27 protein-coding genes are annotated in these 26,904 nt (G+C 72.1%); 16 read left to right on the plus strand and 11 right to left on the minus strand.

Annotated elements, in window-relative coordinates; genetic code table 11:
• Positions 1–23: 23 nt before the first annotated feature.
• The gene (locus EES42_RS20555; RefSeq protein WP_124719714.1) at positions 24–1,478 is read right to left on the minus strand and encodes a DEAD/DEAH box helicase; all 1,455 of its coding nucleotides are present in this window, start codon (positions 1,476–1,478) and stop codon (positions 24–26) included.
• Between the two features lie 242 nt (positions 1,479–1,720).
• On the minus strand, positions 1,721–1,924 hold the full coding sequence (locus EES42_RS20560) for a cold-shock protein (RefSeq protein WP_093547863.1): 204 nt from the start codon (positions 1,922–1,924) through the stop codon (positions 1,721–1,723).
• 737 nt (positions 1,925–2,661) lie between these two features.
• Here EES42_RS20560 and EES42_RS20570 point away from each other — a divergent pair.
• From EES42_RS20570 to EES42_RS20590, 5 genes are all read left to right on the plus strand, one after another.
• A complete protein-coding gene (locus tag EES42_RS20570) occupies positions 2,662–3,123 on the plus strand; it encodes a hypothetical protein (protein ID WP_124720151.1) in 462 nt (153 codons plus the stop codon).
• 6 nt (positions 3,124–3,129) lie between these two features.
• Entirely contained in the window at positions 3,130–3,777 is a 648-nt protein-coding gene (locus EES42_RS20575; protein ID WP_124719716.1) for a toxin, read from the plus strand.
• A 43-nt stretch (positions 3,778–3,820) separates the two neighbouring features.
• Positions 3,821–5,125 carry an MAB_1171c family putative transporter gene (locus EES42_RS20580; RefSeq protein WP_124719717.1) on the plus strand — a complete coding sequence of 435 codons (1,305 nt, stop codon included), beginning with the start codon at positions 3,821–3,823 and terminating at the stop codon, positions 5,123–5,125.
• On the plus strand, positions 5,122–5,745 hold the full coding sequence (locus EES42_RS20585; protein WP_124719718.1) for a phosphatase PAP2 family protein: 624 nt from the start codon (positions 5,122–5,124) through the stop codon (positions 5,743–5,745). The genes EES42_RS20580 and EES42_RS20585 overlap by 4 nt, the downstream gene beginning before the upstream one ends.
• Before the next feature lie 75 nt (positions 5,746–5,820).
• A complete protein-coding gene (locus EES42_RS20590) occupies positions 5,821–6,669 on the plus strand; it encodes a GNAT family N-acetyltransferase (RefSeq protein WP_124719719.1) in 849 nt (282 codons plus the stop codon).
• Here EES42_RS20590 and EES42_RS20595 read toward each other — a convergent pair.
• The 3 genes from EES42_RS20595 to EES42_RS20605 form a co-directional block, all read right to left on the minus strand.
• The gene (locus EES42_RS20595) at positions 6,666–8,444 is read right to left on the minus strand and encodes a SpoIIE family protein phosphatase (protein WP_124719720.1); all 1,779 of its coding nucleotides are present in this window, start codon (positions 8,442–8,444) and stop codon (positions 6,666–6,668) included. The two genes, EES42_RS20590 and EES42_RS20595, sit on opposite strands and share 4 nt — an antisense overlap.
• Positions 8,445–8,578: 134 nt before the next feature.
• Entirely contained in the window at positions 8,579–8,851 is a 273-nt protein-coding gene (locus EES42_RS20600; RefSeq protein ID WP_124719721.1) for a DUF1876 domain-containing protein, read from the minus strand.
• Positions 8,852–8,945: 94 nt separating this feature from the next.
• On the minus strand, positions 8,946–9,656 hold the full coding sequence (locus EES42_RS20605; RefSeq protein ID WP_124719722.1) for an alpha/beta fold hydrolase: 711 nt from the start codon (positions 9,654–9,656) through the stop codon (positions 8,946–8,948).
• A 97-nt stretch (positions 9,657–9,753) separates the two neighbouring features.
• Between EES42_RS20605 and EES42_RS20610 the strand changes: the two genes are divergently transcribed.
• The 3 genes from EES42_RS20610 to EES42_RS20620 all read left to right on the plus strand — a co-directional run bounded on the left by EES42_RS20610 (position 9,754) and on the right by EES42_RS20620 (position 12,431).
• Positions 9,754–10,239 carry a peroxiredoxin gene (locus EES42_RS20610; protein WP_124719723.1) on the plus strand — a complete coding sequence of 162 codons (486 nt, stop codon included), beginning with the start codon at positions 9,754–9,756 and terminating at the stop codon, positions 10,237–10,239.
• Between the two features lie 106 nt (positions 10,240–10,345).
• Positions 10,346–10,855: a hypothetical protein gene (locus tag EES42_RS20615; protein WP_124719724.1), complete on the plus strand. Its 510-nt coding sequence runs from the start codon at positions 10,346–10,348 to the stop codon at positions 10,853–10,855.
• Positions 10,856–10,991: 136 nt separating this feature from the next.
• Complete coding sequence (locus tag EES42_RS20620) at positions 10,992–12,431, plus strand: flotillin family protein (protein WP_124719725.1); 1,440 nt, start codon at positions 10,992–10,994, stop codon at positions 12,429–12,431.
• A 67-nt stretch (positions 12,432–12,498) separates the two neighbouring features.
• Here the strand turns inward: EES42_RS20620 and EES42_RS20625 are convergent, their stop codons facing one another.
• The 3 genes from EES42_RS20625 to EES42_RS20640 form a co-directional block, all read right to left on the minus strand.
• Positions 12,499–12,894: a nitroreductase/quinone reductase family protein gene (locus tag EES42_RS20625; RefSeq protein ID WP_124719726.1), complete on the minus strand. Its 396-nt coding sequence runs from the start codon at positions 12,892–12,894 to the stop codon at positions 12,499–12,501.
• Positions 12,895–13,118: 224 nt separating this feature from the next.
• A complete protein-coding gene (locus EES42_RS20635) occupies positions 13,119–13,946 on the minus strand; it encodes a hypothetical protein (protein ID WP_124719727.1) in 828 nt (275 codons plus the stop codon).
• Between the two features lie 66 nt (positions 13,947–14,012).
• Complete coding sequence (locus tag EES42_RS20640) at positions 14,013–14,519, minus strand: SigE family RNA polymerase sigma factor (RefSeq protein ID WP_124719728.1); 507 nt, start codon at positions 14,517–14,519, stop codon at positions 14,013–14,015.
• Positions 14,520–14,749: 230 nt separating this feature from the next.
• On the opposite strand from EES42_RS20640, the gene EES42_RS20645 reads away from it, so the two are divergent.
• On the plus strand, positions 14,750–15,229 hold the full coding sequence (locus tag EES42_RS20645; RefSeq protein WP_241196487.1) for a hypothetical protein: 480 nt from the start codon (positions 14,750–14,752) through the stop codon (positions 15,227–15,229).
• A gap of 143 nt (positions 15,230–15,372) precedes the next feature.
• Here the strand turns inward: EES42_RS20645 and EES42_RS20650 are convergent, their stop codons facing one another.
• Positions 15,373–16,041, minus strand: a complete 669-nt coding sequence (locus EES42_RS20650; protein ID WP_124719729.1) for a TetR/AcrR family transcriptional regulator — start codon at positions 16,039–16,041, stop codon at positions 15,373–15,375.
• Between the two features lie 108 nt (positions 16,042–16,149).
• Between EES42_RS20650 and EES42_RS20655 the strand changes: the two genes are divergently transcribed.
• From EES42_RS20655 to EES42_RS20680, 6 genes are all read left to right on the plus strand, one after another.
• A complete protein-coding gene (locus EES42_RS20655) occupies positions 16,150–17,340 on the plus strand; it encodes a CaiB/BaiF CoA transferase family protein (protein WP_124719730.1) in 1,191 nt (396 codons plus the stop codon).
• 123 nt (positions 17,341–17,463) lie between these two features.
• A complete protein-coding gene (locus EES42_RS20660) occupies positions 17,464–18,915 on the plus strand; it encodes an MFS transporter (RefSeq protein ID WP_124719731.1) in 1,452 nt (483 codons plus the stop codon).
• Positions 18,912–20,378, plus strand: a complete 1,467-nt coding sequence (locus EES42_RS20665; protein WP_124719732.1) for an amidase — start codon at positions 18,912–18,914, stop codon at positions 20,376–20,378. Before EES42_RS20660 ends, EES42_RS20665 begins: the two co-directional genes overlap by 4 nt.
• A 274-nt stretch (positions 20,379–20,652) precedes the next feature.
• The gene (locus EES42_RS20670) at positions 20,653–22,827 is read left to right on the plus strand and encodes an FG-GAP repeat domain-containing protein (RefSeq protein WP_124719733.1); all 2,175 of its coding nucleotides are present in this window, start codon (positions 20,653–20,655) and stop codon (positions 22,825–22,827) included.
• Between the two features lie 189 nt (positions 22,828–23,016).
• Positions 23,017–23,487 carry a cation:proton antiporter regulatory subunit gene (locus EES42_RS20675; protein ID WP_124719734.1) on the plus strand — a complete coding sequence of 157 codons (471 nt, stop codon included), beginning with the start codon at positions 23,017–23,019 and terminating at the stop codon, positions 23,485–23,487.
• Between the two features lie 2 nt (positions 23,488–23,489).
• Entirely contained in the window at positions 23,490–24,791 is a 1,302-nt protein-coding gene (locus EES42_RS20680; RefSeq protein ID WP_124719735.1) for a cation:proton antiporter, read from the plus strand.
• 2 nt (positions 24,792–24,793) lie between these two features.
• Here EES42_RS20680 and EES42_RS20685 read toward each other — a convergent pair whose 3' ends face one another.
• A complete protein-coding gene (locus tag EES42_RS20685; RefSeq protein ID WP_124719736.1) occupies positions 24,794–25,345 on the minus strand; it encodes a MarR family winged helix-turn-helix transcriptional regulator in 552 nt (183 codons plus the stop codon).
• A 117-nt stretch (positions 25,346–25,462) separates the two neighbouring features.
• On the opposite strand from EES42_RS20685, the gene EES42_RS20690 reads away from it, so the two are divergent.
• On the plus strand, positions 25,463–26,005 hold the full coding sequence (locus EES42_RS20690; RefSeq protein ID WP_241196488.1) for a nitroreductase family deazaflavin-dependent oxidoreductase: 543 nt from the start codon (positions 25,463–25,465) through the stop codon (positions 26,003–26,005).
• On the opposite strand, the gene EES42_RS20695 is transcribed toward EES42_RS20690, so the two are convergent.
• Positions 25,953–26,900: a M56 family metallopeptidase gene (locus tag EES42_RS20695; protein WP_124720154.1), complete on the minus strand. Its 948-nt coding sequence runs from the start codon at positions 26,898–26,900 to the stop codon at positions 25,953–25,955. The two genes, EES42_RS20690 and EES42_RS20695, sit on opposite strands and share 53 nt — an antisense overlap.
• Positions 26,901–26,904 lie beyond the last annotated feature (4 nt).

The raw sequence follows: 26,904 nt of genomic DNA on the forward strand, positions 1-26,904 counted from the left end.
GGGGGCGGGCGCGGCCCCCGGGGTCACCCCGTCCGGTTGGTGCGGCGCTGCTTCGCGGCGGCACGCGCCGCCGCGTCGGGCAGGTCGGAGCGGCGTGACGACCGGCCCGCCTTCGTGGGGACGGTGCCCCGGCCCCGGAAGGGCACGCTCCGGGGGCGCTCCGTCGTCGGCGCGCTGCCGTCGACGGGCACGCCGGAGGGCTTCCGCGCGCCGGTGATCCTGCTCAGTTCGGCCTCGCCGGAGCGGACCTGGGCAATCTTCGGGGTGATCCCGGCGTCGGCCATCAGCCGGGTCATCTCCCGGCGCTGCCCCGGCAGCACCAGGGTGACGACGCTGCCTGACTCACCGGCGCGGGCGGTGCGGCCGCCCCGGTGCAGGTAGTCCTTGTGGTCGCTCGGCGGATCGACGTTGACGACCAGGTCCAGGTTGTCGATGTGGATGCCGCGCGCCGCGACGTTCGTCGCGACCAGCACCGTGACCTGCCCGTTCTTGAACCGGTCCAGGGTGCGGGTGCGCTGCGGCTGGGACTTGCCGCCGTGCAGCGCGGCGGCCCGCACCCCGCTGCCGAGCAGGTGGCCGGTGAGCTTGTCCACGGCGTGCTTGGTGTCCAGGAACATGAGCACCCGGCCCTCGCGGGCCGCGATCTCGGTCGTGGTGGCGTACTTGTCCGCGCCCTGCACGTAGAGCACGTGGTGCTCCATCGTGGTCACCGCACCGGCCGCCGGGTCGACCGAGTGGACCACCGGGTCGTGCAGGTAATTCCGCACCAGCAGGTCGACGTTGCGGTCCAGGGTCGCCGAGAACAGCATCCGCTGGCCCTGCGGCAGCACCTGGTCGAGCAGCTCGGTGACCTGCGGCATGAATCCCATGTCGGCCATCTGGTCGGCCTCGTCGAGGACGGTGACGGAGACCCGGTCCAGCCGGCAGTCGCGGCGGTCGATGAGGTCCTTGAGCCGGCCGGGCGTGGCGACGACGACCTCGGCGCCGGAGCGCAGCGCGGAGGACTGCCGGCCGATCGACATGCCGCCGACGACAGTGGCCATCCGCAGCCGGAGCGCGCGGGCGTACGGGGCGAGCGCGTCGGTGACCTGCTGGGCCAGTTCCCGGGTGGGGACGAGGACCAGGGCCAGCGGGCGGCGGGCGTCGGCCCGGTTGCCCGCGATCCGGGCCAGCAGGGCCAGACCGAAGGCGAGGGTCTTGCCGGAACCGGTCCGGCCGCGCCCCAGAACGTCGCGCCCCGCAAGGGAGTTCGGCAGGGTGGCCGCCTGGATCGGGAACGGCGTGGTAACGCCCTCGGCGGTGAGCGCCGAGAGCAGCGGCTCGGGCAGGTCAAGTTCCGCGAAGGCGGAAATGGCGGGCAGCGCCGGAGTGATGGTCTTCGGCAGTGCGAACTCGCCCTGTACGGAGGCGGGCCTGCGGCCGCCGGAGCGGGGGCGGGAATAGCGGTCGTTCGAACGTGCTGTGCGATCGCGGTCCATGCGGGACCCTTCCTCGACGGGGCGCGTATCGAGGAATTCGCTGCGGCGGCGGGCGGCGCAGGAATCGCAAGAACGGGCCGTTGACAAGCCTGGACGAAGCCCGGCTGCGAAAAATGAGCCGTGCCCAAGTGGCTCGGGCGGGCACCGGACCGCACGGACAACAGCGAACCGGGGCCCGCACCCGGAGGTGCGGGCCCCGATCGTGCAAGTCGTCTCAGCGCGTCGGCGCCGGAGCGGCCGGATCAGGCCGGGGTGATGTTCTCCGCCTGCGGACCCTTCTGACCCTGCGTGACGTCGAAGTTCACCCGCTGGCCCTCCTGGAGCTCACGGAAGCCGGTGGCCGCGATGTTCGAGTAGTGGGCGAAGACGTCGGGGCCGCCGCCGTCCTGCTCGATGAAACCGAAGCCCTTTTCCGCGTTGAACCACTTGACGGTGCCAGTAGCCATGTTCTGTCTCCTTCATGGGGGGCAGTTCCCGGGGATCCGCACGGTGCGGATCCCACGTCGCCGCGATGATTACCCCATCCGGAAAAAGCACCGGAAAACACAGAAGCGCAGCCCCCGGCGCATTGAGCCGGGGAGCACACTTGGAGTCTTCGGGAACCACAACTGCAACTGCTTCCAGAATAGCACGGCGGAAGCGACCGGACAGGGAAATGAATTAAGGCCCGCCGGATCCGAATTGAACTCGGATTCGAATCCCGATCCGACCGGAATGCAAATCGGTCCGGGAATCGCGTGAAATTCTTTTCGGCCGGAAATCGATATTCGCGCGACCGATCCGGACCCCCGCGGCGGCCCCCGCCCCCGGACACGCCGGACCGAGGCCAGTTGATGACGGCCTGACCAGCAGTCATAATGTACGCGTAGCCCTTCACGCATCCCCCGTCGTGAAGGGCTACGCCTATGTCCGCACGACATGTATGTGCGCCATGCACCTTTTGTCCGTGGTGAATTCACACGAAATCCGTGGATACCACAGGCAGGGGACTCCCCTCGTGGTCCCCTGCCCGTGTTTTTTCGAGTTAACAGTGACGTAGCGTGTTTACGCAAGCCCGTTTCCGTACCACCTATCGCCAACCGCAATGAGAGCGTCACGCCGGGGTTGGTTACAGTACGAGCCCGTCGACCGAATCGACGACCGTGAACGCCGATCGCACGGGAGCGGATACGTGGGGGACCGGATGGACAGCGCCGAGGAACGCACACCGGAGCTGCGGACGTTGCAGCAGAAGGTCGAGTACATGGTGGAGGAGACCTTCCCCGGCCAGAAGGTCTCGGGGCGTTTCTTCGCCGATCTGGTCAGGGAACGCGGCGGATCCCTCTCGCACAGCTACTTCTCCAACATCCTGGCCGGGAAGGTCACCCAGCCCTCCGAGGACATCCTCAAGGCGCTCGGTCTGGGCTTCGGCGTGGACTGGCGGTTCTTCAAGGAGGAGTCCGAGGTCGTCGACGACGTGGTCGCCGGGCTCCAGTTCCTCGCGATGCGGCGTACGGGGGAGATCAGCGGAGTCGCCGGGCGCGGCCTCGACGAGGACGGTCTCCCGCCGGAGCTGCTGCAGTTCGCGCTCTCGCTGCTGGAGGACGCCAAGGGCCGGCAGGGCGCGGCCGACGGCGGCGGCGTCCATGGCGAGCCGGGGCAGTAGACCGTCATGTCGCTGCGCGAACTGCGGAAGGAGTGCGAGGCGGGGCTCGCCGACCTGCCCATCCCCGCGCCCTTCTCCGTCGACGCACTGGTGGCGAACATGGAGGCGGCCCGCGGCCGCACCATCGTGCTGCACGAGATGCCCGACCGGCTGGCCCGCGTCAACGCCGCCTGCGGACTGCGGCTGAAGACCGGCGGGACCAGCTTCGTGCTCTACCGCCGCAGGCCGACCGCGTACCAGACCCAGCACGTCATCCTGCACGAGCTGTGCCACGAGTGGTTCGACCACGGCACCTCCCTCGATCCGGAACAACTGCGGCGGCTGCTGCCGGTCTTCGACACCTCGCTGATCACCCGGGTCCTCGGAACCGGATCCCCGCCGTCGCCACCGTCCCCGCCGTCGCAGTCCCCGCCGTCACCTCCCGCGCCGTCGCCGGTCGTGGCCACGATCGCCGACGCGCTCCGGTCCGGGGACGGCACCGTGCAGGCCCGTGCGCAGTACGACACCCACGACGAGCGCATGGCCGAGTTCGGGGCCTCGCTCATCCCCCGCATGGCCATGGAGGTGACGAGCGACGACATGGTGGGACGGCTGGCCAACTCCCTGTCCCGCCCGGTCGCCAACCGCCGCCGGGGCCTGTTCCGCCGCTCCTGACACCGCACCTCTCCCCCGTCTCCCCCACCCCGAGGAATCCGCCGTGACCCCGCTCGACCTCGCCGGCTATCTCATAGCCGCCCTGATGACGGCCGTCGCCCTGTGGCGCATGCCGGCCGCCCTGTGGGGCGACGAAGAAGACAAGCGCCGCCGGGCCCTGTGGGGCTGCTACGCGGGCTTCGCCGCCGCCCTGTGGACCAAGACCCGGGCCGTGCGCATCGCGCTCAACGACAGCGCCGTCACCGACCTCGCCGTACTGATCAAGCACTACACGGCGACGATCGCGATCCTGGCGATCCTCAGCTACATCGTCGCGATCTACGGCCAGTACCCCGACGGCGGAGCCGTCCCGCGGCACGTACGGTTCGCCCGCACCATCCAGCAGGTGGCGGCCAAGGCGTCGATCGCCACGCTGGTCCTGCTGACGGTGCTGTTCTTCACCGTCGTCGACCGCTCCGTCCCCTCGGACCGCTTCGTCGCCGACCACGCGGGACAGTGGGGGGCCACGCTGTACATGAGCGTGTTCTACCTCTACCTGGGCGCCGCGTCCGCCGTCTGCGCCTACCAGTGGGCGCTGGCCACCGCCGGTGCCGGGCTGCGCCATCTGCGGATCGGCCTCGGGATGATGACGTTCGCCATGTTCATCGGGGTCGGCTACACCGTCAGCCGGACCCTGTTCCTGTGGGTCAGCGCCATCGACACCCCGAGCGAGTCCTTCGCGCTCCGCTTCGACGAGATCACCGAGGCCGCCCAGGTGGTGCTGTTCGCCTTCTTCGCCGTGGGCGCCTCCATCCCCGCTCTCAGCAAGGGGCGGCGGCGCGCGAAGCTCTGGCGGGCCCAGGCCGGACTGCACGGCCTGTGGCGCGAGTTGATGACCGCGTTCCCCGAGCAGCCCTTCGACCCCCCGGCCTCGCTGGCCCGCGAGCTCACCCGCTTCGGCACCCCCGCCGACCTGCGGATCGACCGCTGGGCCGCCGACATCGCCGACGCGGTGGAGAAGCTGCGCCACTACGTCCCCGACACCCTGCTCCCGGCCGCGAAGAACGCCGCCTCGGAGGGCTCCGCGGACTCGGAGAAGGCGGGACCGCTCACCGAGGCGTACTGGATCAAGGCCGCGCTCACCGCGAAGAACAGCGGGACGCCCGCCTCCACCGCCGCCGCGGTCGAGGCCCAGCACGCCACCGACCAGGACGGCGAGGTGGCCTGGCTGGTCCGGGTCGCCACCGCCTACCGGACCGTCCCGCAGGACCGGGCGGCACAGGTACTGGCAGCGGCCCTGTCCGCCGCCCCCGGCCCGTCCACCGCGACCGCAGCGCCCCGCACGGCCTCCACCGAGGAGACAGCATGACCTCCCCCGACACCACCGACACCCCTGGCACCGACACCGCCCCCGCGTCGCCGGACAACGCCACCGCGCGCACCGTCACCGACGTCTTCCAGCCCCGCAACGTCCTGCTGATCGGCATGCTCGGCATCGGCCTGGCCGCCGCCGGTCACTGGACCGGCCTGCTCTGGGGATTCCTCGGCGCCCTGTGCGCGGGCCTCGTCCCCGCCGGGTACATCGAATGGGAGCGCGGACGCGGCACCTGGGGCGACCGCCATGTCGTCGACCGCACCAAGCGGGCGCCGATCTTCTTCGTGATCCTCGGCTCCATCGGCACCGGTTCGGTGGTGATGGTGCTGGGCAATGCCCCCACCGGCATCCTCGTGGCGATGCTCGCCCTGTGGGCGATGACCGTGGTCCTGCTGGCCGTCAACACGGTCTGGAAGATCTCGGTGGACGCCGCGGTCGCCTCGGCCGTCGTCGCCCTGCTCGCCGCGGCCCACTCGCCGTGGTGGCTGCTCGGCTACGCGATGACGCTCGCCGTGTGCTGGTCGCGGGTCGCGCTCGGGTACCACTCGGTGGCCCAGACGGTCGCCGGAGCGTCGCTGGGCGCCGCGACGGCGGGCGCGTTCCTGCTGATCTGACCCGTACCGGCGCGTACCGGGTGGTGACGGGAAACATCCGTTGAAGCGGCCACCCGGGCGGGTACAGGTTGCCCCGTGCCGAACTTCGAGATCACCACCGCGAGCGCCGACGACCTCACCATGCTGGCCGAATGGGCCCACGAGGAGAGCTGGAACCCCGGACTGACCGACCGTCACGCCTTCTTCGCCGCCGACCCGCGCGGCTTCCTGATCGGCCGCCTCGACGGCGAACCGGTCTCCTGCGTCTCGGTGGTCCGTTACGGCACCGGCTTCGGCTTCCTCGGCTTCTACCTCACCCGGCCCCGACTGCGCGGCCAGGGATACGGAATCCAGCTCTGGCGGGCCGGTATGGCACGACTGGACGGGCGCAACGTCGGCCTGGACGGGGTGGTGGCCCAGCAGCCCAACTACCGTAAGTCCGGATTCCGTTCGGTGTGGACGAACATGCGCTACGAGGGCCTGCCGCCCGCCGGTCTGCCCGCCCCGGCCGGCACCGAGCTGGTCGACGGGCGCTCCGTGTCCTTCGACCGGCTCGCCGCCTACGACCGCCGCTTCTTCCCGGCCGACCGCGACAGCTTCCTCGCACCGTGGATCGCCCACCCCACCCGCACCTCGCTCGCCGCCGTCCGCGACGGCGAGCTGTGCGGCCTGGCCGTGCTGCGCCCCTGCCGTACGTCGTCCCGGATCGGCCCCGTGTACGCGGAGTCGCCCGAGGTGGCAGGCGCCCTGGTCAGCGCGGTGGCGGCGGCCGACCCCGGCGTCCCGGTCGCGATCGACGTGCCGGACGTCAACCCGGCGGCCGTACGCCTCGCCGAACAGCTGGGCCTCACCCCGTCGTTCGAGACCGCCCGGATGTACACGGGCCCGTCGCCCGACATCGACCACACCGGCCTGTTCGGCATCACCAGCCTGGAGCTGGGCTAGCCCCTCGGCCTGGAACCGGGCCAGGGCCTCGGGCGGCGGCGGGCCGATCCGGCTCCTCTCCCATGGGCCGGGGCCGGCTCCTCCTCCGTGGGCCGGGTCCGGGAGGCCAACACCGCGATGTCGTCCTCCGCCCCCGGCCCGAACCGTTCGAGGACATCGTCCAGCAGCCGCTCCAGGCTGCCGTCGGCCGGCAGGGTCAGTTCCCTGAGCCGGTCGACCGAGGCGTCGATGTCCTCGCCGCGCCGCTCGACCAGCCCGTCCGTGTACAGGAACAGCACCGTGCCCGGATCGAACTCCACCATCGTCGTCCGGTAGCCGCCGAGCCCGGTGCCCAGCGGCGGCCCCACCGCCATCTCGTCGCACACCCGGGCGCCCGCCCGGGGGTCGATCAGCACCGGCGGCAGATGCCCGGCGCTCGCCACCTCGCACGTCCCGCCGACCCGGTCGACGACGGCCAGCAGACAGGTGGCCGCCCGGTCCAGCCCGGACCGTTCGACCATCCGGTCCAGCTGTTCCAGGATGCGGTGCGGCGGCAGCTCGTCGTCGGCGAGCATCCGCAGCAGGGAACGGTAGTGGCTCATGGCGACCGCCGCCTCCACCCCGTGCCCCATCACATCGCCCATCGCCTTGAGGTGACGTCCGTCCCGCAGCGGGATGACGTCGAACCAGTCGCCGCCCACCATCACGCTCCGGTCGGCCGGCAGATAGCGGGTGGCGATCTCGATGTGCGGGTGCGGCGGGCGCGGCTCGGACAGCAGGGAGCGCTGGAGCTCCAGGGCGATGGTGTGCTCGTGGGCGAACCGGCGGGCGTGGTCGAGATCGACGGCGGCCCGGCCGGCGAGTTCCCGGGCGATCACCACGTCCTCGTCCGTGAAGACCGGTGAGTCGCCCGCCCGGATCAGCCCGAGGATGCCGAGCGGGCCGCTGCGCACGGTGACGGGCACGATGACCGCCGAGTGCATCCCGAGGGCCCGGTAGGCGGCGATCCGCTCCGGGCCGGGGGCGGAGCGGACGAGCTGTTCGTCGGTGGTGAGGTTCTCCACCACCGGCTGGTTGACCGCCAGACAGCGCTGTACGGCGGCGCCCTCCTGGTAGTCGATGTACTCGCCGGTCAGCCCGAAGCCGTCCAGCTCGTCGCGGAGCGCGGGCACCGCCCGCAGCGCCGCCCGCCGCAGCCGCAGCACCCCGGGCGGTGCGGGCCGGACCGGTGGGGCGACGTCGGGCGGGAACACCTCGACCGTGGCGAGGTCGGCCAGCCCCGGCACGACGAGGTCGACCAGTTCGGCGCAGGTGGTGTCCATGTCGAGCGTGGTGCCGATCCGGGCGGCCGCGGTGTCGAGCAGGTTCAGATGGCGCCGGGCCTGCTCCAGCTCCCGCTGCCCCTTGTCCGAGGTCATGATCTCCAGCACTATCCCGGCCACGCCCACGACCCGCCCGTCGAACTCCAGCCGGTGGTAGGCGCCGTGCCAGTACCGCCGGACCGTGGCGGCCGCGGCGGTGAATCCGCTGGAGGTGATCTCGCGGGACTTCCCGTCGGCGAGCACCGCCCGCAGCATGTCCTCGCGCGCGTCGACCCCGGGCAGGACCTCGGAGACGGTACGTCCGAGGTGCTCGGCGGCCGGGATGCCGTTGAGCCGTTCGAGAGCCCGGTTGACGTAGAGGAAGCGCAGCCCGGTGTCGAGCACGCCCACCCCGGCCATGGTGCCGTCGACCAGCGCGGCCAGGGCGCGGGGGTCGAACGGCACGGGGCCGTCGGCGTACGTATCGGCCTGCACGTCAACCTCCTGGGCGGGCGCGGACCACCCGCTGCCCGGCCCTCAATCGTCGGCCGCCCGCCCCCGCCGCGCATCCGCAGACCGGGCCGCCGGCCGCCGTGCGGGCCGGGTCATGTACGTCCCCGGCCGCCGCGTCAGGTGAGCGGGTGCGAGGTCCGGCCGGACACCTCGTCGATCTCGTCGTGCGCCTTCGTCAGCATCTTCATCGCCAGTTCGTTGAGCGCTCTGGCTCCCGCGATCTCCTCTCCCACCCTCGGCTGGTCCTTGTCGGAGGGGTGGCGGCTCGCATATCCATGGGCGCGCACCTCGGACCCGTCCGGAAGCCGGACCAGGGCGGCCGCGCGGGTGCGATGGGTGTCCTCTTCGAATTCCAGTTCGACATGCCACCCGACGGTTGTCATCACCATGACGATCACCTCCCTACCAGGGTGCGCCCGTTCCCCCACCCCTGCACCACGGCAACGCACCGGGTCCCGCCCCGGGCGCGCGGGCGGCGCCCCGTCACACCTCCAGCCGGTCCAGGTCGAGGGTGCCGTCCACCGCCGGGGCGTCCGGCGGCAGCGCGAGCGCGCCCTCGACCGGCCCGGGGAGCGGGCCCAGCCCCAGCAGCCCGGCGACGATCCGGGCCGTCAGCGCGTGCCACTGCCCGGCGCGCCGGAGCATCGCGTGATCACTGCCCCGGATCGCGACCAGACAGGCTCGGGCACCGGCCGGCCGGGCGCGGGCGGTGAGGCGCTGGGAGGCGCGGGGGCTGGTGATCCGGTCGCGGGTGCTGTGCAGCAGGACGACATCGCGGCCCGCCAGCTGGTCGACCGGGTCGTCGGCCGGGCACCACGGGGCGAGGCCGACCACCCCGCGCACCAGCGGATGACCGGCCGCGCGGAGGGCGGCACGGGCCCCCATCGAGTGACCGACCAGGACCACCGGGATGTCCCCGGCCTCGCGGCGCAGCGCGTCCAGGGCGCGTACGGCGTCGTGCAGCGGGTCCTCGCGGGGCCCGTTCCAGCCGCGGTGGGCGTAGCGGGCGGTACGTACGAGAACGCGTCCGTCCCCGCCACCCGTGGCCCCCGCGATGGACCGGGCGAAGGGACGCATCCGTACGGCGGGCAGATTCAGCGGGCCGGGCGGTGGCGCGGCCAGGCCCGTCTCCGCCCCGCCGTGCAGCAGGAGCACCGCCGCGGACGGGCCCACGGTGGACGGCGGTCGTGCCATGCGTACCTCCTGGTGCGGGGAGCCGGACCCGTACCGAGCATGCTGTACGGAACACGCACGGAAAACCCCGGCAGCACCGGACCACGGAGGAAACGACATGGCACCGTCACCGCAACTCGGCCTGATCGCACCGGACTTCACGCTGCCCGGCGGCGTGCTCGGCGGCGAGAACTTCGAGCGCCGCGACTACACCCTGGCCGGGGCGCGCGGCCGCTGCGTGGTCCTCGCGTTCTACCCGGGCGACAACACGGCGGTCTGCACCAAGCAGCTCTGCTCGTACTCCTCGGGCCTGGAGGCCTTCGAGGAGCTCGACGCGGAGGTCTGGGGAATCAGTCCACAGGGTGTGGACAGTCATGAGTCGTTCGCCCGCACCCACGGCCTGCGGATGCCACTGCTCGCGGACACCGACCGGGAGACTGCCCGCGCGTACGGGGTCGCGGCTCCCGGGATCGGGGTGCGCCGCGCGGTGTTCCTCATCGGGCCGGACGGAGTGCTGCGCTGGAAGCACGTCGCGCTGCTGGGCGCCACGTTCCAGTCGGCGGCCAAACTGACCGAGCAACTCTCCGGCATCAAGAACGCGTAAAAGATTGCCGGAACCCGGCAGTGTCCGCCGACCGGTACGTATGGGATCATCCAGCCAGTTCGACGGAAATGTTCGGGGGATTTCGAGGATCGGGGAGGGTGACCAGGTGACCTTGTTTCTCGGTCTCGGCATTGCGGGAATCGTTCTGCTCGTGCTGTCCCTGATCTTCGACGGAGTCCTCGAAGGGCTCTTCGGGGGCGTACTGGACGGCCTGTTCGACGGCCTCCTGTCCCTCCCGGTCATCGCCGGATTCCTCTCGATGCTCGGCTTCGGCGGAGCGATCGTGCTCGGCACCACCGGCGCCGGCACGATCGTCGCGACCGCCGCCGGAGTGCTGGCCGGGCTCGTCGCGGCCTGGCTGACCTGGAAGTTCAGCCGGGCCCTGATGCGGGACCAGACCAGCGTCACACCGCGCAGCGACGATCTCGTGGGCACCTCCGGGTCGGTCGTCACGGCCATCCCGGCCGGCGGCTACGGAGAGGTCCTGCTGCAACTCGCGGGCCAGCCCGTGAAGCTGGCGGCGAAGAGCGCGGCGCCGGTCGCACGCGGCACCGAGATCTGGGTGGAGTCCGCACTGTCGTCCACCTCGGTCGCGGTCCGCCCCGTCGAGCGCTGAGTCCGGCCGTCGAGCGCCGACCACCGTCCTGACCGATCCACCGTGCCGCGTCGCACCACGCCACACCGCGGCACACCGCGGCACACCGCCCGAAACCTAGCTGCCGTCCCCGCAGGGAGGCAGGGGGGACACCTTTATGAGCCCAGTCGTGACCGCAGTCGCCGGAGTCGTCGTACTCGTGGTGCTGCTCGCCCTCGTCGTCATCACCCGCTACAAGGTCGCCGGGCCCAGCGAGGCGTTCATCATCACCGGCCGCCGCGGCAAGAAGTCCACCGACCCGGTGACCGGCCGCACCAGCATCGACAACAGCGGCCAGAAGGTCGTGGTCGGCGGCGGCGTCTTCGTCGTCCCGTTCGTCCAGCAGAAGTTCACCCTGGACCTCTCCAGCCGGCACATCCCGATCGCGGTGCGCGGCGCCGTCACCCTGCGCGGTGTGAAGTCCAACCTGGAAGGCGTCGCGATCGTCAAGGTCGGCGGCAGCGAGGAAGCGATCCGGGCCGCGGCCCAGCGTTTCCTCCAGCAGCAGGACGGCATCGTCGGCTTCACCCAGGAAGTGCTCTCCGGCGCACTGCGCGCCATCGTCGGCCGGATGTCGGTCGAGGACATCATCCGTGACCGGGCCGCGTTCGCCGGGCAGGTCGCGGAGGAGGCCGAGGCCAGCCTCTCCGGCCAGGGCCTGATCCTGGACGCCTTCCAGATCCAGGACATCACCACCGAGGGCTCCTACCTGGAGGACCTCGGCCGTCCGGAGGCCGCCCGCGCCAAGCAGGAGGCGGACATCGCCGAGGCGATCGCCAAGCGGGCCTCCGAGCAGGCCCGGCTGAAGGCCGCCGAGGAGATCGCCATCGCCGAGCGGACCTTCTACCTCAAGCAGGCGGAGATCAAGGCCGAGACGGAAGCCGCCGCGGCCAAGGCCAACGCGGCGGGCCCGCTCGCCGAGGCGGCCCGTCAGCAGGAGGTCCTGGAGGAGCAGGAGAAGGTCGCCCAGCGCCAGGCCGCACTGACCGACCGCGAGCTCGACACCAAGGTCCGCAAGCCCGCCGACGCCGCCCGCTACCAGGCCGAGCAGGAGGCCGAGGCCCGCCGGATCGCCCAGGTCAAGGAGGCCGAGGCGGACGCCGAGCGCTCCCGCCTGACCGGTCAGGGCGAGAAGCTGCACCGCTCGGCGCTCGCCGACGCCGTACGCATCGAGGGCGAGGCGGAGGCCGCGGCCATCGCGGCGAAGGGTGCGGCCGAGGCCGAGGCCATGCAGAAGAAGGCCGACGCGTTCGCGCAGTACGGCGACGCGGCCGTGCTCCAGATGCTGGTCGAGGTGCTGCCCGAGGTCGTCGCCAAGGCGTCCGAGCCGCTGAGCGCCGTCGACAAGATGACCGTGATCTCGACGGACGGCGCGAGCCAGCTGTCGCGTACGGTCACCGACAACGTCGCCCAGGGCATGGAACTCCTCAGCTCCACCACGGGAGTCGACCTCGCCGCCCTGCTGAAGAACCTCAAGGGCTCGGGCTCCAGGGCCGAGACCCCGGCCCGGCCGGAGACCGCCGCCGCGCCGAACGGCAAGATCGAGATCACCGACTGATCCGGCGGACCGACTCCCGTACGTGCCCGGGTGGTTGCACACCACCCGGGCACGCCCGTGTCCGGACTCAGTCCGCGAGATCCACCCGCACGGTCAGCAGGTTCGTACCCATCGCCCGCACGACGGCGCTGTTGTAGCGCGGCAGGGTCCGGAGCCGGGCACGGGCGTCGTCCTGGGGCAACGGGTGCGCGACCCCGTCGTACCAGCGGCCCGCGATACGGACCCGGACCCGCGGGTCGGCCAGGATGTTGCGGACGTACTGCGACTTCTCCCCGAACTCCGAGACCAGCCAGAACTCCTGGCCCACACGCCGCCCGCCGACCGGGGTACGACGCGGCCGGCCGGAGGTGCGGCCCGTCGTCTCCAGCAGAATCTGCGACCCGGACCGTCTGGCCAGCGGGTTGACGACATTCCGCTGAAGCGAGGTGACCGCCCGGAATTTGAGATCCCGAAAGTCCGCCATCGCGTGCCCCTTCCGCTCGTAGCCTTCGTAGCCTTCGTACCGCTTCACGACTGCGCCCGCGAGCCTACGACGCCACGCCTCTGTCGCCGCACAGCGTGGCGCTGCCGCGGGCGGACATGGCGGCAAGCCCCCCGTCCGGCCCCGCCCCGCCCCTGGCCCTCGTTCCTGCCCCTTCCTCTGTCCCTTCCCCTTCCTCTGTCCCTTCCCCTTCCCCTGCCAACAGGTCAGCCGACGGCGCCGAGGATCGGGGCCCAGGTGGGACCGGTGAGTGCGGCCACCGCCTGCTTCTGGGAGAGCGGAGGGGTGTCACGGGTCGGCTTCGGAGTGTTTCCGCCACTGAAGTCGCCGGCGGTGTTCCACTGCACCATCTGAAGCTGGGCGCCGGTCGACTTCAGGGTCACCGTCGTCGTCCAGCGGTGCGCGATCACGGAGTCGGGGACGGAGCCGGCGCCCATCGACTGCCTTTCCGCGATCTTCTCCGACACCACCAGGGCACCGCCGGGAAGCGCGGTGCTGCTCGGCAGCTCGCTCAGCTCGCAGGTGTCACCGGCGTCAGCACGCCCGGCCATGTTGTCGCAGTTCAGCCCGTCGCCGTCCCTGAGCGGCAGTTTGAGCCGCAGGGCCGAGACACCGACGTTGGCGGCGCCGTGCCCGTCGTTGACGGCCACTTCGCCGTTGGCGACCCATCCGCCGTTCGGATTCGAGGGGTCGTTGCTCTGTCCGTGCTCCCGGCCGAACCGGCTCCCGGGGAACGTCTTCTTCACGGCGTCGATCATCTGGGTGCCGGTGATCGCGGAACGGGGCATCGCCAGCGCCACCGCTTCCATGTCGGATCCTGCGGAGCGAGCCCCGGCGAGCACGCCGGGAAGCACCAGGCCGGCCGCCGCGATCGCGGCGCAGGCACCGACCCCGGCGACGACACCGGCGCTGCGCCGGCGACGGCTGCGGCTCCGCCCGCGCTCTACGGCCCGGCCCGTGAGCGCGGTGAGATCGGGTTCGAGGGATTCGGTCGTGCGGTCCAGGGCGTGTGCGAGGTCTGCTTCGAACGGCATGCTGGCGGCACCTTCTCTGTCTCTGACGGGGGTTCTGCGACGGGTTCGACCGGTGTGCACCGTTGTTCAGTGCGGGACCAGGTCGGACAGGCTGTCGCCGAGCAACGCACGCACCCTGTTGAGTGCCCGGGTGCCCCGGGAGCGGACCGCGCTGCTGCTCAGCCTGAGCATCCCGGCGGTCTCCTCGATGCTGCGGTCCTCCCAGTAGCGCAGCAGCAGCACCGCCCGGTCCCGGGGCGGGAGTTGACCGAGCGCGTCCAGCAGGGTGAGCCGCAGTGCGGCGTCCGGTCCGGCCGCCGCACTGTCGGGCATGTTCCCGGTGGGGCGCTCTCCGGTGCTGCGCCGACGCCGCAGGGTGAGGGAGGTACGGACCAGGACCGTCTGGGCGTAGGCCGCCGGGCTGTCCGCCCTGGCCACCCGCTTCCAGTGCACGTACACCCGGCTGAGGGTCTCCTGGACCAGGTCCTCGGCAAGATATGTGTCACCGGCCGCGAGGACGTACGCCGACCGGTACAGCGCCTTCGCCCTCTCGGCCACGAACTCCAGGTACTGATCCTCCTGCGCTGATTTCACTCGGCCCCCGCCTGCTCTCTTGTTCCGTGATCCCCGTGCATACCCCTTTGACTACGTGGAACGGCAGGATGTCGCGCGGCACGAGCACCTTCTTCTCCACCGCTCTTCCGCGATTCGGCGTGGCGACAAGCCCGAAGCGGCCGCTGGGGGGACTGCTGGGCCCCCGCTCTGCGCCTGCCGCTAAAGTGCGATGCTTGTTCGATTCGCCGGGGGGCGGAGGGGGTGCGGCATTGAGCGCGCAACTGAGAGACATCGCCGGAGAGTTGGCGAAGCTGTTGTGGCGGGAACACACCGTGTACCGGGAACGGTCCGGCGGCGTGGTCATCCGGGCCGAGCATGTGCGGCGGTGGATCAGCCTCGCTCCGACGGGCGGCCGGGACGAGACCCTCGTACGCGTGGGGCGCATCCTGGACGGCGGCACCACCGCTCCGGCGCGCCTGGAGGCCGTGGTGCACCTCTCCGCCGGCACGGGCGTGCTCGCCGCGACCTGCCGCCGCCTGCTCGCCGAGGCGGCTGCCGATGTGGCGCCGGGCGCGCCGGGACGGGCAGCGTCCGGGCGGTCCAAGGGGGCCAAGGGGGCCAAACGGTCCGGGCGGGCCGCGCGGCCCAAAGGCAGTGGGAAGCACACCAGCTTCAGTTCATGGGTGATCCTCGTCTGCGTCGCCGGCGTGATCGCCCTGTACGTCTACACCACCGCGACGCGCGGCTGACCAGCGCTACGGGGAGACATCAGCCGGCTGCCTTCCAGGGGCTCCGGCCCCGTGACCGGAACATCGCCGGGGCGCAGCCGCCCGTCCCGTCCCGCCCGTCCCGTCCGTGACCGGCACGGCCCCGGCCACGACGACGCGGGCGGTCAGGGGGATGCGTCGTTGTCGTCGGCTCCACCGGTGTTCCGGTCGGTCTCCGGCGCCTTTCCGGCGATCCCGGCGACCATCCGGGCGTACATGCGTTCCGCCCGTTCGTCGAGCTCGGCGAGCGGGATCCCGGTGTCCCGTGCGTAGACCTCCCGGAAGATGACGTAACCCATCTGCGCCGCGGCCGTCATCACGTGCGCCGCGACCGTGTCCGCGTCGGCGGGCAGTGCGCCCTGCTCCTGGTCCCGGGCCAGACTGCGCCTGGTCTGAGCGAAGCGGGGCAGCGCGCTGAAGTCCTCGTCGCCGTCCAGGGCGAGGAGGGCTTCCAGTTTGACGAGCTCGGGCTCGGCGAGCCGGTGGCGGAACATGGCCGCCCGTCGCTCGGCGAACGGAAGCTCCCAGTGCCCCTCCCGGTCGGCGGTCTGGTGCTCCACCAGGTCGGCGACCGATGCCCGCAGCAGTGCCTGCCGAGTGCCGAAGTACTGGTAGATCTGGCCGTGGTTGACGCCTGCTTCGGTGGCGATCTCCCGCAGGTTGACCCCGGCGAGCACACCGTCCCGCTGGAGCAGCCGGCGGGCCGCGTCGAGGAGATCGGCCTCGGTCTCCTGGCGACTGCGACGCCTTCGGCGCGTCCTGCCGGTCTCGCTCACCTTCGGCTCCCCGTCCATCGAATTCCCTTCACAGGGTCTTGCCCACGTGCGGTGGCCAGCTTATGGTCCCGCTAACAACGTTTCGTTAATAACGAAACGTTACTACGGTTCGAAGGGCAGCACCCCATGGCGACACTTCCTCTGGAGGGCATCCGTGTCCTCGACCTCTCGACCGTCCTCGCGGCGCCGGTCACCGCCACCTTCCTGGGCGACTTCGGAGCCGAGGTGGTCAAGGTCGAGGAGCCCGGACGCGGCGACTTCACCCGCGGAACGCCGACAGGCGCCCGCTCCCCGTACTGGGCGCAGGAGGCCCGGAACAAGAAGTCCGTGACGCTCGACCTGCGTACGGAGCGCGGTCGGAGCCTGGTGCGCGACCTCGTCCCGCATTTCGACGTGGTGATCACCAACTACCGGCCGCCGACCCTGGTGAAGTGGGGGCTGGACCCGGACTCCCTGCGCGCCCTCGCGCCGAACGCGATCCTCGTGTACGTCACCGGCTACGGCCTTACGGGCCCCTACCGTGACCGGGGCTCGTTCGACCGTATCGCCAGCGCCTTCGCCGGGCTCACCCATGTGACCGGTGACCCCGACCGGCCGCCGGTCCGCAGCGGGTACTCGACCATCGACTACATGGCGGCCTATCTCGGGGCCTTCTCCGTCGTGACCGCGCTCTACCACCGGGACACGGCGGGCGGGGGCGGACAGGTGGTGGACCTGGCGCTGTACGAGGCGGGCTTCCGCGCCTCCGAGGACGCGCTCGCCTCGTACGCGACCACCGGCCAGGTCCGTGAGCGCCTCGGCAACCGCAACCCGAAGATCGTGCCGGCCAGCGACTTCACCACCTCCGACGGACGGCGCCTCTCCCTCCACGCGGGCACCGACCCGCTCTTCCGCAGGCTCGCGGCGCTCATGGGCACCCCGGAGATCGCCGACGCCCCCGAGTACGCCACCCGCGCCGCCCGCGCCGAGAACGCCGACTCCCTGTACGCGGCCATAGCCGACTGGGTCGCCGGGTACACCGCCGCCGACCTGGCCAAGCGGCTCAACGAGGCCGGCATCCCCGCCTCGCCCCTGATGAACATCGCCGACATCGCCGCCGACCCGCACTACCGCGAGCGCGGCACCCTCGTCACCGTCCAGGACCCCGAGTTCGGCGAACTACCCATGCCGGCACCTGTCCCGCGCATGTCCGGGACCCCCGGCAGCATCCGCACCACCGGTCCCGCGCTCGGCGAGCACAACGCCGAGGTCTATCAGGGGCTGCTGGGCATCGACGCGGAGCAGCTCGCCGCCCTGCGGGGCGACGGCGTCATCTGACCCCGCGCCTCCCGCGCGCCGCCGCCCCGGCATCCGGACCCGGTTCTCCCGGAGCTCCCGGGAGAACCGGCGGACCACACCGCCCCCTGCCCGTGTTCCTGCCCACCCGGGAGGTCCCGCACCATGACCACCACCGGCGCCTCCGCGCTCGGAGCCCGCCTCGACCGGCTCCCACTCGGTCCTTTCCACCGCAGACTCGTCATCGCCCTGGCCGGAATGATCCTCTTCGAGTGGGTCGAGACGTACTCCTTCGCCTTCGTGGCCCCCGTGCTCCGCACCCAGTGGGGTCTCTCCCTGTCCGGCATCGCCGCGATCGTGGGCATCAGCCAGCTCGGCGCCTTCACCGGTGGAATCGCCGGCGGATATCTGGCCGACCGGATCGGCCGCCGCCGCACCATGCTCGCCTTTGTCACCGTCTACTGCGCGGCCACGGCACTGTGTATCGCGGTGCAGAACCCCTGGCAGCTCATGGCCGCCCGCTTCGCCGCCCACCTCGGGGCGCAGGGCATGGCGGTCGTCGCCATCGTCGTCCTGACCGAGTTCGTTCCGGCCGCGGCCCGTGGGCGGCTGCAGACGTACAAGGTCGCCGTGGGCTCCCTCGGCATCCCGATCGCCGCCTGGGCGGGCTACTTCCTCGTACCGCACTGGACGTGGGGCTGGCGGCTGGTCTTCGCACTGGGTCTGTTCGGAGTCGTCTTCGCATGGCTGATCCGCCGCTGGGTACCCGAGAGCCCGCGCTGGCTCGCCTCGCGCGGCCGGACGGAACGGGCCGAGGCGGTCGTCCGGGAGATCGAGCGGCAGTGCGGCGTGACAAGCCCGGAGACCGAAGTCCGGACCGACGGCACGGATGCCGGGCAGGGCGCGGATGCCGGGCACGGCGCGGATGCCGGGCACGGCGCGGAAGACACCGCGCGGACGCCGCCCCGGGCCCGGATCCGGCACCTGCTTGCCGGAGCGGACCGCCGCACCTTCCTGATCATCTCGGCCATGTGGGTGACCGGACTGCTGACCTACTCGGCCTACAACACCTGGACGCCCACGCTCCTTTCGGAGAACGGGCTCGAACTCGACGACACGCTGCTCCTGTCCGCCGCCCTGGCCACCGCCGCGCCCGTCGGCGCCCTCATCGCCGTACCGTTCATCGACCGGTGGGACCGCCGCACGACCCAACTCGCCCTCGGCCTGCTCACAGCCGTCACACTGGTCCTGTTCGGCCTCGTCCGCTCCCAGGCGGCCATCGTCGTCCTGGGCTGTGCCGCCAGCCTTCTCTTCCAGATGGCCGTTCCCTTCCTGCAGGTCTACTCGGCCGAGGTCTTCCCCACCCGCATCCGGGCCCTCGGTTCGGGCACCGCGAACGCCCTTTCCCGGATCTTCAACTTCGCCGCCCCCGCCCTGGTCGCCGCGCTCTTCGCCGGACTCGGCTACACCGCCGTCTTCGTGTTCCTGGCTGCCCTGAGCCTCGTCGGAGGCTGCGTCGCCGTCGCCTTCGGCCCGCGCACCACCGGCATGAGCCTGGAGGACGCCACCACACCGGCCCACCAGTCCGTCACTACAAAGGAGAAGGCCTCCTCATGACCGACCCCCTCGCCCCCACCGCACCGACCAATCTCTCCTACGCGTCGGCCGCCGATCTCCTCGCCCTGATGCAGCGGCGCGAGCTGTCGCCGACCGAACTCATGCACCACACCCTCGACCGCATCGGCAAGCTCGACGGCGCCATCAACTCCGTGGTCCGGCTGGACGCCGAACGGGCCCTCGCCGAGGCCGCCGACGCCACCGAACGCATCGCACGCGGCGCCGGCACCGGTCCGCTCACCGGGCTCCCCCTGCTCGTCAAGGACGCCGAGGACGCCGCGGGTTTCCCCACCAGCCACGGCACCCGAGCCTTCCGCGACGCTCCGCCGGCCACCCGGGACACCATTCACGTGGGCCGGCTGCGCGAGGCCGGCGCCATCGTGATCGGCAGAACCAACATGCCGCCCATGGGCGCCGGGATCCACACCGCGAACGACGCGTTCGGCATCACCCGGAACCCCTGGAACACCGAAAGGTCCCCCGGCGGATCCAGCGGCGGATCCGCCGCGGCCGTGGCCGCGGGCCTCGTCGCCCTGGCCACCGCCGGCGACGGGGGAGGCTCCACCCGCATCCCCGCCGCGCTGTGCGGAGTCATCGGCCTCAAGCCCAGCCGCGGCCGCATACCGCAGGGCCCCTCCCGCTTCCCGGTCTGGCCCCGGCACACGGTCCTCGGCGCGATCACCCGCACCGTCCGGGACGCCGCGCTCCATCTCGACATCGCCGCCGGGCACCACCCCGCCGACCCGGACTCGCTGCCCGCGCCGGGACTCTCGTACCAGGCATGCGTCGACGGCGCCGTACCGCGGCTGCGCGTCGGGGTGCTCCGCACCCTCGGGGTGGCCGATCCCCGGCCGGAGATCCTGGAGGCCGTCGACCGCGCCGCGGACGACCTGCGAGGCCACGGTCACCAAGTGACGGACGACGAAAGCGCGTTGCCGCAGCACGAACGCTTTCCCGCATCGATCCTGCTCCGCCAGCAGGTCCTGGCCCACTACCGGCTCACGAGCCGGCTCGATGCCTTCACCACCCGGAGGGACGACTTCGAGCCCTGGTTCGCCGACGTCCTGGCACACGGCGGTGCCCTCACCACGGAAGACTTCACCCGCTACTGGGAACACCGGGCGCGCCTCGACCAGTGGGCCGCGGATCTCTTCACCCGTTACGACATGCTCCTCATGCCCACCGTGCCCACCACCGCCTGGCCCGCCGAAGGGCCGGACGTGGCGACCGCCGTGCGGGAGCGGACCATCCCCATCGCCTTCACCTCCGTCTTCAACGACACCGGCAATCCCGCGATCAGCATCCCGGCCGGACTGGCGCCCGACGGCCTTCCCCGGGCCGTACAACTCGTCGCGGCGCACCACCGGGAGGACCTTCTGCTCGGCGTCGCCTCCCTCCTGGAAGAGCCCGGCGACCGGGCCCACCCGCCTGTTCCCGGCAACGGGCAGGCCCCTGGTCGCTGACCCGGGAGTGCCCGATGCGGCACCGGCGGTTTCGTTCGGATCAGCCGGCCGTCGGCCCGGGTGGTGCGACCGGGACCCTGCCGGTGCGACCCGGGAGCCTGACTCGTCCGCCCGGGATCCTGCCGACGCTGCGCACATCGGCCGAGTTCCTCCGGGCAAAGGAAGTGAATCGTCCCGCACGGGCCGATCTTGGCTGATATACGCTGCGCCTGGCTTGATCGAACAGTTCAGCGAATCCGTGCCATCGGATACGCCTGCCCGGGGGGGCATTCCCATGACTTCGCATACTTCGCCGTACCGCGTGGTGCTCGGCATCGCGCTCACGCCCGTCCTCGCTCTGGCGGCCGCGGCCCCGGCCGCCGCGCACCCCGCGGCCACGGCAACAGCCGCGAGCACAGCCACCGGCACCACCGCCGCGGCCGCCGTCGAGACGCGTGCGCCGGGCCCGTGGGGCTCCCGCACCCCGCATGCCGCGAACCCCGTCCCCGCCTCCGCCTCGGGCGGGCTGAACGTCCTGGAGTCGGCCGGGGACGGTGCCCTCGTCTCCCTCACCGGCGACGGGCTCTCCCGTTCCACCCGGATCCGGCCGGCCGGCGGCACCCGCTGGCTGGCCCCGCAGACCTGGCCGGACGCCGGTGGGTACAACACCGAGCTCGTCTCCCTCGGCGACGGCACGGTGCGCCTGGCCTGGCGGGCCCAGCGCGCCGACGACCACAACAACTACTGGCTGAAGGTGGCCACCCTCGCTCCCGGCGCGACCGCCTTCTCCGAGCCCGAGTACGTCGCCCCGGTCCCCGAGAAGGGCTACCACCACCTGGCGGCGGCCCCCGACGGCCGGCTGGTCGCCGTGTGGTCGGCCTCCGGTGTGGTGAAGACCGCCGGGAAGACCGGCCCGCAGGCCGCGTGGACCGCTCCGGCCGACCTCAACGAGCAGCCGCCGTCCGGCAGTCGGGACATTTCCAGCATGGACCTGGCGGTGGCCGGGGACGGCACCGCCCTGGTGGTGTGGCAGTGGCGGACGAGCAGGGCCGTCGTCGCCCTGGAGAAGGCCCCCGGCACGTCCGCCTGGACCGCGGTCGAGGGCCTCCCGGTCCCGGGCGTGGACCTGGCGCGCCCGAAGGCGTTCGCCGGTCCGCGGGGCGGCTTCGACGTGTTCTACGACGACAACGCGCACCTCATGCACACGCGCCGGTCCGCCGGCGCCACCCAGTGGAGCACCCCTCGGTCCGCCGCCAACTACGGCAGCACGTCCGGGATGGCGGCGCCCGTCCACCTGCCCAACGGCGACCTCTTCGTCGCGGGCGGGCCCGGCTACGCGACCGGCCCCTGGTACGCGGTGCGTTCGGCGGCCACCGGCGCCTGGCAGCCGTACGCGCAGCCCTTCTCCACGCACAAGAAGGTGCGCGCGGTCGACACGGCCGCCACCTCGGGCGGCACGGTCACGGTCACGTGGCGGGAGGGCTACTCGGGCGAGGAGTACACGATGGCCGCCGTCTTCAAGGGCGGCACCTGGTCCGTACCCCGGCGGCTGAGCGCGACGACCGCCCGGTCCGCCGGGGCACCCCAGGTGGCTGCCGACGCGCTCGGCCGGCCCGTCGTGCTGTGGGACGAGTACAAGCTGACGGACACGAACGGCATCGCCCTGGACGGGGTCCAGCAGGCCACCACGACCGGCCGCGCGCTGCCCGCGTGGGGCGACCACACGGACGACGGCAAGCCCGACCTGTTCGGCCGGGACGGCACCGGACTGAAGGTGTACGCGGGCCCCGCGACGAAACTGTCCGCGGGGAAGCGCGCGAGCAGCTGGCCGAGCGGCACGCTCGTGCTGCCGTACGGCGACCTCGACGGCGACCGCTGCAACGACGTGTTCGTCCGCTACCCGAAGGGCGAGGCCCGCGTCTACCCGACGGTCTGCGGCGGGCTGCCCGACCAGCAGTCGTTCCACGTCAAGGTCTCCTCGGACTGGAGCGGGTACGACACGGTCCTCTCGCCCGGCGACATGACCGGCGACGGCCGGGCCGACCTGCTGACCCGGTCCCCCTCGACCGGGAAGCTGTACGTGTACGCGAACAACGGCGCGGGCGGCTTCAAGGCCCGCTCGCTCGCCGGATCGGGCTTCGGCGGCTACAAGAGGCTGATCGCCGCCGGGGACCTCGACGGCGACGGCAAGAACGACCTGCTGGCCCTCGACGCGTCGAACGAGCTGTGGCGTTTCCGCGGCACCGGCACCGGCACCTTCAAGCCCCGGTCGCTGGTCTTCAAGGACTGGGGCGCCTCCTACAAGGACGTGGTCGGCGGACTCGACCTGTCCGGTGACGGCCGGGCCGACCTGATCTCGCTCGACAGGACCGGCCACGCCTGGCTGAACCGGGGCAACGGCCGCGGCGGCTTCGACAACCGGACACAGGCCGGCAAGACCACGAACTGGTCGGACATCCGCATCTCCTGACGGCGCCGTCCACTCATGCCGTCCAGAAGCCCCGGGCCAGCGGCCCGGGGCTTCCTCGCGCGCGCAGCGCACCGCATGCGCCCCGAAAACGCCGCACACCGAAGGCGGCGGAACCCTCCGGATAAGGTAATGGGCGGATAAAGAGATCACCAAGTGCGTCAAGAGCCGCCGCACCCTCGGGAGGAAGCCATGGGAACCCACCGCACCACGCTGCCCGGAGTCGGTGTGCAGTACGACTACACGACCGAGTCGGGACAGCACATCTCCGTCGTCGTGCACCACGACGGACGGCGGTTCATCGGCTTCTACGACCAGGACGACCCTGATTCGTGCCTGCTCTCGGTACCCCTGACACCGCAGGAGGCCACCGGCCTCGCGCACCTCATCGATGCCGCGCCCATCGACGCGGTCCGCACCGAGGGCATCGACCTGGTGACCGAGCACATCCCGCTCGGGACGCGCTCGCCGTACGGCGGGCGGCTGCTCGGGGACACGAAGGCCCGGACCCGGACGGGGGCCTCGATCGTGGCGGTGCTGCGGACGCACAGTGCGCATCCGTCCCCGGGGCCGGACTTCCGGCTGGCAATCGGCGACACCCTGGTCGCCGTCGGTACGCGTGAGGGCGTCGACACGCTCTCCGAGATCATCGCGGAGGGCTGACCGTGCACGACACGACCGCACTGCTGGTGGAGCTCGGCTCCGTCATTCTGGGCCTCGGACTCATCGGACGGTTCGCCGGGCGGATAGGGCTCTCGCCGATCCCGCTGTATCTGCTGGCGGGGCTGGCGTTCGGCGAGGGCGGGCTGCTGCCGCTCGGGGCCAGTGAGGAATTCACCGCCGTCGGCGCCGAGATCGGCGTCATCCTGCTGCTGCTCCTGCTCGGCCTGGAGTACAGCGCCTCGGAGCTGGTGACCAGCCTCAAGACGCAATACCCGTCCGGGGCCGTGGACTTCGTGCTCAACGCGACCCCGGGAGCCGTGGCGGCACTGCTGCTCGGCTGGGGGCCGGTGGGCGCGGTCGCGCTGGCCGGGGTCACCTGGATCTCCTCGTCCGGGGTCATCGCGAAGGTGCTCACCGACCTGGGGCGGCTGGGCAACCGGGAGACGCCCGTCATCCTCGGCGTCCTGGTCATCGAGGACCTGTCGATGGCCGTCTACCTGCCGCTGCTCACCGCGATGCTCGCGGGCGTCGGCCTCGCCGGGGGCAGCATCGCCCTGCTCATCGCGCTCGGCACCGTCGGGTTCGTGCTCTATCTGGCGCTGCGGCACGGCCGGCTCATCAGCCGGGCCGTGTCCTCCGACAACCCCGAGATGCTGCTCCTGGTCGTCCTCGGGCTGACCGTCCTGGTGGCCGGGGTGGCACAGGAGTTGCAGGTGTCCGCGGCCGTCGGCGCGTTCCTGGTCGGGATCGCGCTCTCGGGCGAGGTCGCCGAGGGTGCTCGCAAGCTGCTGACGCCGCTGCGCGACCTGTTCGCCGCCGTCTTCTTCGTGTTCTTCGGGCTCTCCACCAACCCGGCCGAGATCCCGCCGGTGCTGCTCCCCGCGGCGCTGCTGGCGGTCGTCACCGTACTCACCAAGATCGCCACCGGGTGGTACGCGGCCCGGCGGGCCGGAATCGGTTCGCGCGGGCGGTGGCGGGCCGGTGGCACGCTCGTCGCACGCGGCGAGTTCTCCATCGTCATCGCCGGCCTGGCCGTGGCGACCGAGCCCCGGATCGGGCCCATCGCCACCGCGTACGTCCTCATCCTCGTCATCGTCGGACCGCTCACCGCCCGCTGGACCCAGCCGGTCGTGGCGAAGATCCAGGCGTGGCGCGGCAAGGACGGCAGCACGGGTAAGGGTGGTGGCAGCACCGGCAAGGGCGGCGCCACCGGCAAGGACGGCAGCACCGGCAAGGGCGGCGGCGAGGTCCCCGCGGTGCGTCCGGCGCCCACCGCCCAGGAACTCGCGCCCGACAGGCTCTGAGTTCAGTCGTCGTGGCGGGCGGGCGGGCCGGAGGTCCAGCCCAGCGGGTAGGCGTCCGTGCCGTCCCCCGGCACGGACGGCTCACCGCCCGCCACGGTGAACGCGGTCAACGCGTCGACCAGCGCGGCGCGCTGCTGCGGGGCGAGGCGCTCGACGATGCCCGCGATCTCCCGCCGTCGGCCCGCCGTGACGTCCTCGACCAGCCGGCGGCCCTCCGGGGTGACCCGCAGCACCGTCTCCCGGCGGTTGGCGGGGTTCACCCGCCGCTCGGCCAGACCCGCGGCGATCAGCCGGTCCAGCATCCGCATCGCGGTCGACGGGTTCACCCCGAGCCGTTCGGCGAGCGTCACGAGTTTGGCCTCGTCATGTGTGGAAAGCACTACCAGGAGCCGGAACTGGGGCAGTGTCACCCGGTCCTCCACCGCGGCCAGCGAGCGGGCGGAGACGGCGACGAGCAGCCTGGAGGCCGTCAGCACGGCACGGGTCACCTCGTCGACGTCGTCCCTGCCCCGGTCCGGGGACCGTTCCTCGGATGCCTGTTCGCGCGCGGCCATGCCCCTTTGTACCGTGCCGGTCCGCAGTACTCGAATCGGTTCCGGGAGCCGGGCACCCGGTACGGGACATGGCACCGGACGGTGGCACAAACCCTTGGACTATGCAACGTTTGCATAGTGACGCCTCAGCTCCCCGACCCCGCCGAACCGCACCGCCCGCCCCCGCCGACCGGCTGGCGGCGCACGGCCGCCCGGTTCCCGTCGCATCTCTTCCGGATGGGGCTCGGACCGCTGTTCCGGGGGCGGTTGCTGCTGCTCGTCCACACCGGCCGGGTCTCCGGTCTCGCCCGGCGCACCACGATCGAGGTCGTCGAGTCGACGGTGACGGACGGACGGCACTGCTGGACCGTCGCGTCCGGATTCGGGCCCGGCGCCGACTGGTACCGGAATCTGGTCCGTACCCCGCAGGCCACCGTGCAGGTGGGGCGCCGGTTCCACGTGGTGACCGCGGAGTTCGTCGCGGCGGAGGAGGGCGGCGAGCTGATGGCACGGTACGCGGCACGGCACCCCGCTCTCGCGCACCGGCTCTGCTCGTACCTGGGGTACGACGTCGACGGGAGCACGGACGGCTACCGGCGGGCCGGCGAGTCCATCCCCTTCGTCCGGCTCATAGCGGGGTCGCCGCGCGCAGGATCCCCACCAGCGTCACGGCCGCGTTGAGCGAGGACAGCGCCGAGGCCGCCGTACCGACCGTCGCGACCAGCGCCGCGAGTGCGACGTGCGCGGACGACGGCGGCCACAGCCGGACCGGCGGCACCGGGGCGAGCAGCGCCGCCACCCGCCGCGGCACGGGGCCCGCCGGGGCCGCGAAGGCCGCGAGGCCCGCCGAGACGTCCGGCGCCCGGTGCGAGTACAGCGCCGCCTTGCCCACCGCGACCGCCACCACCCGCCGGTCGCCGACCGCGCACGCGGCCTCCTCGTCCGCCCACCGCTCGGTGCTGAACGACACCGCGGTGCGCAGCGGCAGCAGGAACGGGTTGGCGCGCGCCGCGAGCTGGGCGGCCAGCAGATAGCGGTGGTGCCGGCCGGCCAGATGGGCCCGCTCATGGGCGATCAGGGCCCGCCGCTCATGGGCGTCCAAGCACTCGGCCATCGCGGTCGAGACGACGACCCGGCCCGGACTTCCGGGCAGCGCGTAGGCGTACGGTTCCGGGTCCGGGAGCAGCGCGACACCGTCGGAGACGACGGAGGGCGCGGCGGCCAGCGCACGGCCCGCCCGGACCCGCAGCCGGACATGGCGCAGCACCGTCCATCCGCACGCCACGAGCACCGCCGCCAGCACCCCGATCGCGACGATGCCCGCCTTCTCCTCGTACGGCACCGCGTCCCGCACCTCCGGGTCCGACCAGCTGTCCGGCAGCGGGTTGCCCGGGAGCTGCGCGGTGCCCACCACCATCAGCAGGCCCAGACAGAGCGTGCTGCACAGGGCGAGCAGCGCACCGACGACGGCGAGCAGCCGGGTCGCGCTGCGGGGGTGCAGATGCTGTTCGGCCAGGCGCGCGATCGGCAGCGCGGTCAGCGGCAGTACGAGCGGCAGACAGACGAAGACACCCATCGGC

Source organism: Streptomyces sp. ADI95-17 (assembly GCF_003846175.1).
Classification (GTDB): Bacteria; Actinomycetota; Actinomycetes; order Streptomycetales; family Streptomycetaceae; genus Streptomyces; species Streptomyces sanglieri.